This window comes from Pyxidicoccus fallax (genome assembly GCF_012933655.1).
Classification (GTDB): Bacteria; Myxococcota; Myxococcia; order Myxococcales; family Myxococcaceae; genus Myxococcus; species Myxococcus fallax.
Map to the genome: position 1 here is coordinate 1 of NZ_JABBJJ010000431.1, position 9,284 is coordinate 9,284.

Below are 9,284 nucleotides of genomic sequence, written 5' to 3' on the forward strand. Positions count from 1 at the left end.
GCGTCAGATGTGTAGAAGAGACAGGCCCCCGAGCGCCTGCCCGGCCGGGTGCTGCTGGCCCTCGTCCTCCTCGCGGGCGCCGCCTTCCGGATTCATTGGGCCCTCAACGATGAGGGGCTTTACTGGCCGGACGAGGTGTACCAGAGCCTGGAGCCCGCCCACCGGCTCGTCTTCGGCTACGGGCTGGTGGCCTGGGAGTTCGTGGAGGGGGCCCGCAACTGGGCGCTCCCCGGGCTGGTGGCGGGGGTGCTGGGGCTCGCCCGGCTGCTCGGTGGCACGGCGCCAGCGGTGTACCTGGACGTCATCAAGTGCTTCTTCGCCCTGCTGGGTGTGGGGTGTGCCTGGGGGAGCTGGCGGCTGGCGCGGGCGTATGGCGCGTCCGAGCTGGCGGCGGCGGCGGGCGCGGCCCTCTTCGCCCTGGCGGCGGTGCCCATCTACTTCGCGCCCCGGGCGCTGAGTGAAAATGCCTCCGCGCTGCCGGTGGTGCTGGGGCTGGCGCTGGCGCTGCCCCGGGGCGGCTCGCGGCGGGCGGTGCTGGGCGGGGCGTGCCTGTTGGGGCTGGCGGTGCTGCTGCGGCTGCAGAATGGCATCTTCTGCGTGGGCCTCCTGGCGGTGCTCCTGGCGCAGCGGCGGTGGCGCGCGGCGGGCGAGGCGCTGGCGGTGCTCGCCGGGTGGGCCTTCCTATACGGCCTGTTGGACAGGCTGACGTGGGGCGGCTGGTTCCACTCGGCGCGGGTGTATCTGGAATTCAACGTGCTGAAGGACGGGGCGTCCGCCTGGGGCACCGCGCCCTTCAGCTACTACGGGCGCGTCCTCTTCCAGGGCATGGCGGCCGTCACCTTCGTCACCGGAGTGCTGGTGCTGCTGGCGGCGCGCCGGGCCCCGGGGCTCCTGGCGGTCAGCGCCCTCTTCTTCGCGCTGCATGCGCTCCAGCCGCACAAGGAATTGCGCTTCCTGGTGCCCGTGCTGCCCCTGTTCACCGCGCTCGCGGGCGTGGGGCTGGACTCGCTGCTGGTGGGCTGGAGCACCCGGGGCGTGCGCATCGTGGCGGCGCTGGCCGTGACGGCGGTGGCCGCGCTGTCCGGGCTGCGCGCGGGGCGCCTCACCTTCGGGGACGTGGGCCAGTACGAGGACTCGCGGCCCCAGGCCAGCGCCTGGGACGACGCGGGGGACATCAACCGGCTGCTGCTGGCGGCCAGCCGGCGGGATGACGTGTGCGGGCTGAAGGTGGAGGTGGTGCACCTGGCGTGGACGGGCGGCTACAGCTACCTGCACCAGCCGGTTCCGCTGTACCCGCCCAACGGGCCGCCCCGGGGCTCGGGCCTGTTCAGCCACGTCATCACCTTCCCGGCGTACGCCCCCGGCGAGGTGCTGGCCGAGTCCGGGCCGGTGGTGCTGGCGCGCCTGCGCGACGGCTGCGTGCCGGACCCGGGCTACACGTGGCGGCTTCCGTGAGCCAACGGAAACCCACCGAGGCCATTCCCCGCGGCCCCGCGCGTTGCTAAGCCGGAGGCCATGCCCGACTGCCTCTTCTGCAAGATTCGAGACGGCCTCATCCCGGCCCGCGTCGTGTACCGCGACGAGCTGTGCGTGGCCTTCGAGGACATCAACCCCCAGGCGCCCACCCATGTGCTCTTCATCCCGACGAAGCACATCGCCACGGTGAACGACATCACCGCGGAGGACCGCGAGGCGGTGGGCCACCTCTTCATCGCCGCCGCGAAGGTGGCGAAGGAGCGCGGCCACGCCGACAACGGCTACCGCGTGGTGATGAACACCCAGCGCGACGCGGGGCAGACGGTGTTCCACATCCACCTGCACCTGCTCGCGGGCCGGCCCCTCATGTGGCCACCGGGGTAGGCACCTTCGCGACGGCCCGCCCGTGAGCACCGGATGGCTCGCGGGCGGGTGCCTGCCTTGGCTCGGTGGCCGCGAGGCTGGGCCGGGCACCTTCGCAAGCACCGGCCCGCAAGCCTTCCCATCCCCGGGAACGTGCCGCCAACCGTGGCCGGGTGACTTCGCGGGCGCCGGCCGGTGCGCCGCGCGTGCTCGGGGGCTGACGTCTCTCGCGACCTCCAGGCCGAGCACCCTCGTCCGCTGTCGCGCATGAGCGTCTCTTCCACCCGGCCCCCCAGCGGCCACTCAGCCGAGCGGAACCGGGCGCGGCAGCGGCCCTCCGCCATGGCGCCCGGGTGTTAGCCTCGGTCGTCCGTCTTCGGCCTTCCGCGTCATGCCCTTCAGCGCTCAATCTTCCCCCCGCAGTCGCCGTGCCTACACCCTGCTCTCCCTCCTCTTGGCGGGGGTGGCGGGCGCGGTGAACGCGACGGGCTTCGTGGCGCTGGGCCTGCACACGTCGCACATGTCCGGCAACATGGCCCTGCTGGGCGAGTCGCTCGCGGCCGGCAACTGGCGCATGGCCACGCTGGGCGCCCAGGTGCTGCTGTCCTTCCTGCTGGGCGCGGTGACGGCGTCAGCGCTGCTGGAGGCCTCGCGTCACCGGACCCGGGGCAGGCATGCCTCGGCCCTGCTGCTGGAGGCGGGCATGCTGGGCGGCATCGGCGCGTGGCTCATGTCCACGCCCGACACGCGCGAGCCCTCGCTCATGTGGTGCCTGTCGTTCGCCATGGGCCTGCAGAACGCGCTCGTCACCCGCGTGTCCGGCGCGGTGGTGCGCACCACGCACATCACCGGCGTCATCACCGACATCGGCATCCAGCTGGTGCAGATGTTCGCCTGGGTGCGCGACGGTGCCCGGGGTCACGGCGTGGGGGGCGTGCTGCGGCAGGTGCGCGCGCTGCCCTCCGCCATCCAGTTCGAGCGCACCCGGCTGCACCTGGGGCTCGCCGCGGCCTTCCTCATCGGGTGCACCGTGGGCCCGATGCTGTTCCTCCAGTACGGCCCGGCCACGCTGGGCCTGCCGTGCGCGGTGCTGGTGCTGCTGGTGGCGCTGGACCTGAGCCCCGTCGCCCGCCCCGAGCCGCGGCCGAACGCCTGAGTCACTCCGCGTCCGGCTGGGACACCAGCGCCGGCCGCGCGTCCTCGTCGAGCCCGCCCGCGAGCGAGTCCTGACGGCGGAGCGCGTGCAAGAGGCTGCTCTGCTCGTCCGTCCACGTGAAGTCCGGCTCGCCCCGCAGGCCCAGGCGGCGCACCTGCGCGAGCGTCCCCTTGAAGGTGGGCCCCCAGGAGAACTCGCGGTCCGGGCTCAGCAGCATCCAGTGGCTGCGCAGCGCATCGCCCTGCGAGTCGAGGAAGACGAAGGTGGCGTGCAGGCCCAGCGCCCGCGCGTGCGCGAGCGTCACCGGCACCAGGTCCAGGTGCACGTTGCTGATGTGCAGCGCCATGACGCCGTGCGGAGCCAGGTGCTCGCGGTAGAGCGCCACCGCCTCGTGGGTGAGCAGGTGCACGGGGATGGCGTCCGAGGAGAAGGTGTCCAGCACCAGCACGTCGAAGCCCTGGGGGTCGCCGCGCTCCAGCTCGCGCTCCAGGGAGATGCGCGCGTCGCCCTCCACCACCTCCACCTTCGCGGGCGTGTCGCGCAGGTACGAGAAGAAGCCGCCCTCGCCGCGCGCCAGGGAGATGACGGCCGGGTTGATTTCGTAGAAGCGCCCGGCGTCCTCCGCCTCGAGCAGCGCCGCGCTCGTGCCGATGCCCAGCCCGAGCACCCCCACGTGGAGGCCCGGCGGCAGGCCCACCGCTTCGCGCAGGCGGCGCTGCTCGGCGATGACCAGGCCCAGGCCGGACTCGCGCGTGAAGTAGGTGGTGGGCCGGGAGCGCAGCTCGGGGGCGGCGTACTGCCAGCCGTGGGTGATGCCGCCGTGCCGCAGGCTGTAGAAGTGCTTGCCCGGGTCCTGCTCGTGCTGCTCCATCACCCGCACCACGCCGAAGAAGTTGCGGGCGCTGTGCAGCGCGCGGCCGTGCTCGCGCCACTGGGTGAGCACCAGGTTCCCCGCGACGACGAGGAGCATGCCTCCGCGCAGCATGCGCCGCATGCGCAGGCTCCCCGTCTCGTCCGCCGGCCGCCGCGCCATGCCCAGCAGCACCACGACACAGCACAGGCCCAGCGACAGCGGGTACTCCCAATAGGAGCGGAAGAGGGCCGTGGCCACGACGCTGACGAAGAGTCCTCCGAGCACCCCGCCCGCGGACACCCACAGGTAGAAGGCGCTCAGGTGACGAGGCGATGGCCGCAGCCGGTACAGCTCGCCGTGGCACACCATGCAGCCGGCGAAGAGGGCCGTCGCGTACGAGAGGAGCTGGACGGAGAGCGGCGCGTGGGGCCCGGCCATCTGCACGTGCGCCACCCCTGCCCCCGAGGCGATGAGCAGCACCGAGAACAGGGCGCGCGAATAGAAAGACTCGCGCGCGAAGGCGAGGATGAAGGTGACGAGGTACAAGGCCAGCGGCATCACCCAGAGGAACGGGCCCGCCGCCACGTCCTGGGAGAGCTGGTTCGTCGTCGCCAGCAGCAGCACCGACGCGCACGCGCTCAGCCCCACCCACTTCAGCGTGCGGCGGAGGTCCGGGCGCGGCTCCTCGCGCGGGGCGGCGGCGGACGGGGAGGCCGCGTCCGCGGAAGCGCTCGACACGGCGGGGGCGTCCGCGTGGCGCAGCACGTCCACCGCGCACACCGCGCACAGCACCGCGAAGACGACGAAGCCCGCGCCCCAGCCCCACGCCTGCGCGCCGCGCCCCAGCCAGGGCTCCACCAGGAACGGGTAGCCGAGCAGCGCCAGGAACGAGCCCGCGTTGCTCAGCGCATAGAGCGGGTACGGCGAGAGGCCCGGCCGTACGCGCGCGAACCAGGACTGCAACAGCGGCCCGGTGGTGCTCAACACGAAGAACGGCAGGCCGATGGTGGCCGCGAGCATCGCCAGCAGGCGGAGCGTCGGCAGGTCCGAGCCCGACGGCCGCCACGCCGGCCCGGGCGCCACCGGAGAGCCCTCCCAGAGCGTGCGCAGGACCAGCACCGCCACCGCCACGGCGAGCAGCCCCAGGTGCACGCGGGCCTGGGTGCGCGGGGCCAGCCGGGAGGCCAGTCCATGCGCGTACGCGTACCCGCCCAGCAGCGCCACCTGGAAGAAGAGCATGCACGCCGTCCACACGCCGGGCGTGCCGCCGTACCACGGGAGCGCATAGCGCCCGGCCAGCGGCTGCACGCCGAAGAGCAGGAAGGCGCTCGTGAAGATGGCCAGGGCGTAGCGGAACATGGAACCGGGGAGGGTTTCTCTTCCCCCTACTGCTTGTCAAAACCCCGACTTCCCGGTGCAGCAGGCGGGCGGACGGGCGTCCGGCGGGCTCCGTGCCCTGGGCCCGCCTCCGCGTCCCTACCTTTGTCGAAAAGCCGGGAGCGGCGGGGATACCGGCCGCCCCCAGGAGAGCGAGGACATGACGAAGGGCTCCAAGCGATGGGTGGTGGGGCTGCTCGCGGGCGTTGGGCTCGCGGTGGCCGGGTGCCAGGGCGGAGAGGGCGACGCGCCCGACCGTGAGGGACACGCCTTCGAGACGCCGCAGCACCGGGAGGACCGGCCGAAGCCGAAGGACGAGGCGGAGGTGCGCGGCACGTCCCAGGACCACCCGGCCGGGCGCGAACAGGAAGCGGCCGCCGGGCAGTTCCCGCGGGGCTCGCCCCTGGGTGGCGGCACCGCGGGCCCCAACGAGGGCAACCGGGACGAGGCCACGGGCGTCGCCGGCCGGTCCGCGGAGGGACTGGGCCTGAGCCTGGCGGACAGCTACCGCGCTCCTCCGGGCAACACGGCGACGGGCGGCTCCGGCGCGGCGGGCCAGCCGCAGCCTCCCCAGGGTGGCCAGGAGAGCGGCTCGGCCGTCCAGGGCACCGGCAGCGGAGGCGGCGCGGGCACCGCGAGCGGGGGCGGCGCGAGTGGCCAGGAAGGCCCCAAGTAGCAACGGCGTGAGCGGCCCCTGCTCGGAGGTATCCGCCGCGGGGGCCGTGGCGGCTTTGCGTGGCGCACACGGCGTGAGGCGTGGAGGCAGGTCCCCGGGCGGAGTCGTCCGCGCGGGGCCCTGGCGCCTCGCGTGACGCGCACGGCGTGAGGCGTGGAGGCAGGTCCCCGGGCGAAGTCGTCCGCGCGGGGCCCTGGCGCCTCGAGTGGCGCGCACGGCGTGAGGCGCGGAGCCCCCCGGCGGAGTCGTCCAAGCGGGGCCGTCAGCGCGAGGGCGCGCGAGGCGCGAAGAGGCGCGCTCCGGACGGGGCGAGCGCCGTCTCCATGGGCAGGCCGTAGAGGGCCTCCAGCGCGCCGCGCTCCAGCACGGTGTCCACCGGCCCCCGTGCGAGCACCTTCCCGTCTCGCAGCAGCAGCACGTGGGTGGCGAAGGCCGCGGCGAGGTTGACGTCGTGCAGCACCGCCACCGCGCCCAGCCCCGCGTCCACGCGCGCGCGCACCCGGTCGAGCGTGCCCACCTGGTGCGCCACATCGAGGAACGCGGTGGGCTCGTCCAGCAGCAGCAGCTCCGGCTCCTGCACCAGCCCCCGGGCCAGCAGCAACATGCGCCGCTCGCCACCGGAGAGCGCCTCGCCGGGCCGGTCCGCCAGCGACGCGACGCCCAGCTCCTCCAGCACCGCTCGCGCCAGCGCCGTGTCCTTCGCGGAAGGCAGGCCCCACAGCCCCAGGTGGGGGCCTCGGCCCATCAACACCAGCTCCAGCCCGCTGAAGCCCTCGGCCGGCTCGAAGGACTGCGGCACCCAGGCCAGCTTCCGCGCCAGCGCCCGAGGCTCCCACTCCGCGCGCGCCCGGCCGAACAGCCGCACCTCGCCGCGCACCCAGGGCGCCACCCCGAGCACCGCGCGCAGCAGCGTGCTCTTCCCCGTGCCATTGGGCCCGAGCACCGCCCACAGCTCCCCGGGGCGCACCTCGCAGTCCACGCCGTGCAGCACGGGGCGCGCGCCATAACCCGCGACCAGCTCCCGGGTGACGAGCAGCGGCTCCACGTGGCTACCGCAGCTCCAGCTGCTTGATCTCCAGCTCCTCGTGCATCTTCCGCACCTTCTGCAACGTGTCCTCGTCGTTCACGTCGCCGGCGGCCTCCACCTCGTTCCTGAGGTCCCCGTACCGCTTGCACACGAGGCCCAGCGGCAGACAGGAGTGCTTCGCCTTCATCCGCTGGTAGAGCGAGTTCATCGCGCGCCACTCCAGCTGGAGCTGCGTCAGCTTCTGCCCGCCGCTGGAGGCCCCGCGCGGCGTGGGGCGCACCTTCTTCGGCGGGGCCGCCCGCTTCACCGTGGGGGCGTTCTTCTGCGACACCCGCGGCCGGGAAGCCTCGGGTGGCGCGAGGAGCTCTTCGTCCTCCTCTTCCACGTCCGCGCCGTCGGCGCTCGGACCGGGTGCCGGAGCGGGAGCAACGGCTGCGGGCGCGCTCTCCGGGGCTTCGACGGCCGGTGCCGGCTCGACGGGAGGCGGGGCGACCTTCAGGCTGGCGGGCGCCACGGCGGGAACCTCGCCAGTCGCCACCGCGGGCACGACCCGACCGGCGGCGGGGGCGGCGGTCTCGGAAGCGGTCTCCGCCGTCACGGGGCGCGCCACTCCCGACGCGGTGGGCCTCGCCCGCGCGGCATCATCGTCTGGCGTGGACCCGCGCGCCGGAGCCGCGCCTTGCGGCTCCAGGCCCACCGCCACGCGCAGCCCGGGGTTGAGCGTGAACACCAGCACGGCGGCCAGCAGCAGCATCACCAGGGCGATGACCAGCCACACCGGCCCGAGGCGCCGGGAGCGCGTGGGCACCGCCGTGCGGCGGGTGTTGTCCGCGGCGCGGCGCTCGGACGGCTCCGCGTCCGGGCGGGTGGGGATGGGCGTGCGGCGCGTGTCCTCGCGCGGCGAGAGGGACACGCGGACGTCATCGTCCTCGTCGTCGTCGGCGCGGGCCGGGGGCGCGGCGCGGACCGCGGGAATCGAGCCCGTGCGGCGCGGAGCGGCCTGCTGCGCGGGCAGCCCGACCGCGGAGGCGCGGGCGCGGCGCGAGGTGGCACGGGGACGGCCCGGAGACGACTTCTCCTCCGGCTCGACGACGCTGCCCTCCACGTCGCGCAGGAGCGTCTCGTCCAGCACGACGCGCGGCTGCGTGTCGTCGTGGCGGTGGACCACGCGCGGGTCGGTGTCGCCGTCGCGCACGATGCGCGGGTCGGTGTCGCGCACGGCGCGGGGCTGGGTGTCCTCGTTGCGCTCGCTCCGGGAAGGCCGGGCGAAGCGCGGATGCGTGTCCGCATCGCCGAGCCGGGATGACTCCTCGGAGTGACCCATCTCCTCGGGCGTGACGACGGGCAACTCCGAGTCGTCCGCGTGCCCCTCGTCGGAGGCGGAATCGCCCCTGCCGGTGTCCTCCTCGGGAGTGCCCTGCACCACCGGGGGCGTGCCACGGCTCGGGGTGGACCCCGCGGGCGGCGCCACCACGGGCATGGCCGTCAGGGACGCGGTGCGCGGCGGCGTGGCGCCCGAGGCGGGCGGGACGACGGCGGGCATCATCACCGCGCCCGTGCGCTGCGGGGCCGCGGGGGCCGGCGGCGCCATGGCCGCGGGCATGGAAGGTTGCACCGGAACGGCGCCCGTCACCGAACGCGCGGGGACGGCGGAAGGAGGCGGAGGGCGCGGCGGCTGGGCGGCCGGAGGTGCCTCCACCGCCGGGAACGCCGAGGCCACCGGAGGCATCGCGGCGCGCGCGGGCGCGGCGGGCGGCTGGGGAATCGCGGCGGCACGAATCGCCTGCGATGAAGCCGGAGACGGAGGCACCCCGGGCGGCTGGGGAATCGCGGCGGCACGAATCGCCTGCGAGCTCGTGGGCGGTGGAGGCACCCCGGGCGGCTGGGGAATCGCGGCGGCACGAAGGGCCTGCGAGGAGGCCGGAGACGGAGGCACCGCGGGTGGCGGAATCGCGGCGGCACGAATCGCCTGCGACGCGGACGGAGCCGGGGGCGCGGGCGGAATCGCGGCGGCGCGAATCGACTGCGACGTCGCGGGGGAAGGAGGCGCGGCGGCCGGAGGCGGAGCCGAGGTGGCCCGCGACGCGGCCGACTGGGGAATCGCGGCGGCGCGAATCGACTGCGAGGCGGACGGAGGCGTATACGCCGCGAGCGCCGCCTGAAGCGCATCCGCCCGGATGGGCTGGGTCTCCGCGGGCGAAGCGTGCGAGAGCGGCTCGGCCCGGGGGTCCGTCGACTCCGCGGCCCTGGCGGCGGGCGCCGCGGGCTCGTCGTTCCAGGGCAGCTCCGGCTCGGGAGGCGCCGTGCGCGGACCGACGGTGGGCAGGGCCAGCTCGGTGGGGCGGAGGTCCAGGGG

The 9,284-nt window shown here is 74.8% G+C and carries 6 protein-coding genes and 1 pseudogene; 4 read left to right on the forward strand and 3 right to left on the reverse strand.

Annotation, left to right across the window (positions count from 1 at the left end):
- Positions 1-48: 48 nt before the first annotated feature.
- The 3 genes from HG543_RS47740 to HG543_RS47750 all read left to right on the forward strand — a co-directional run bounded on the left by HG543_RS47740 (position 49) and on the right by HG543_RS47750 (position 2,995).
- Complete coding sequence (locus HG543_RS47740; RefSeq protein ID WP_343073624.1) at positions 49-1,455, forward strand: glycosyltransferase family protein; 1,407 nt, start codon at positions 49-51, stop codon at positions 1,453-1,455.
- A 60-nt stretch (positions 1,456-1,515) separates the two neighbouring features.
- Entirely contained in the window at positions 1,516-1,860 is a 345-nt protein-coding gene (locus HG543_RS47745) for a histidine triad nucleotide-binding protein (RefSeq protein ID WP_169351637.1), read from the forward strand.
- Positions 1,861-2,230: 370 nt separating this feature from the next.
- On the forward strand, positions 2,231-2,995 hold the full coding sequence (locus HG543_RS47750) for a YoaK family protein (protein WP_169351638.1): 765 nt from the start codon (positions 2,231-2,233) through the stop codon (positions 2,993-2,995).
- A 1-nt stretch (position 2,996) separates the two neighbouring features.
- Here HG543_RS47750 and HG543_RS47755 read toward each other — a convergent pair whose 3' ends face one another.
- Positions 2,997-5,207, reverse strand: coding sequence for a spermidine synthase (locus HG543_RS47755; RefSeq protein WP_169351639.1), 2,211 nt, complete (start codon positions 5,205-5,207; stop codon positions 2,997-2,999).
- A 178-nt stretch (positions 5,208-5,385) separates the two neighbouring features.
- Here HG543_RS47755 and HG543_RS47760 point away from each other — a divergent pair, with 178 nt between their 5' ends.
- Positions 5,386-5,901 carry a hypothetical protein gene (locus tag HG543_RS47760; protein ID WP_169351640.1) on the forward strand — a complete coding sequence of 172 codons (516 nt, stop codon included), beginning with the start codon at positions 5,386-5,388 and terminating at the stop codon, positions 5,899-5,901.
- A gap of 262 nt (positions 5,902-6,163) precedes the next feature.
- On the opposite strand, the gene HG543_RS47765 is transcribed toward HG543_RS47760, so the two are convergent.
- Both HG543_RS47765 and HG543_RS47770 read right to left on the reverse strand, forming a co-directional pair.
- Positions 6,164-6,946, reverse strand: a complete 783-nt coding sequence (locus HG543_RS47765) for an ATP-binding cassette domain-containing protein (RefSeq protein ID WP_169351641.1) — start codon at positions 6,944-6,946, stop codon at positions 6,164-6,166.
- 4 nt (positions 6,947-6,950) lie between these two features.
- A pseudogene (locus HG543_RS47770) lies at positions 6,951-9,284 on the reverse strand (hypothetical protein); the annotation flags it as partial.

Excerpts from the sequence above, each read along its gene's own strand:
- HG543_RS47745 (WP_169351637.1), top strand. The coding sequence starts at position 1,516 with ATGCCCGACTGCCTCTTCTGCAAGATTCGAGACGGCCTCATCCCGGCC.
- HG543_RS47750 (WP_169351638.1), top strand. The coding sequence starts at position 2,231 with ATGCCCTTCAGCGCTCAATCTTCCCCCCGCAGTCGCCGTGCCTACACC.
- HG543_RS47755 (WP_169351639.1), bottom strand. The coding sequence starts at position 5,207 with ATGTTCCGCTACGCCCTGGCCATCTTCACGAGCGCCTTCCTGCTCTTC.
- HG543_RS47760 (WP_169351640.1), top strand. The coding sequence starts at position 5,386 with ATGACGAAGGGCTCCAAGCGATGGGTGGTGGGGCTGCTCGCGGGCGTT.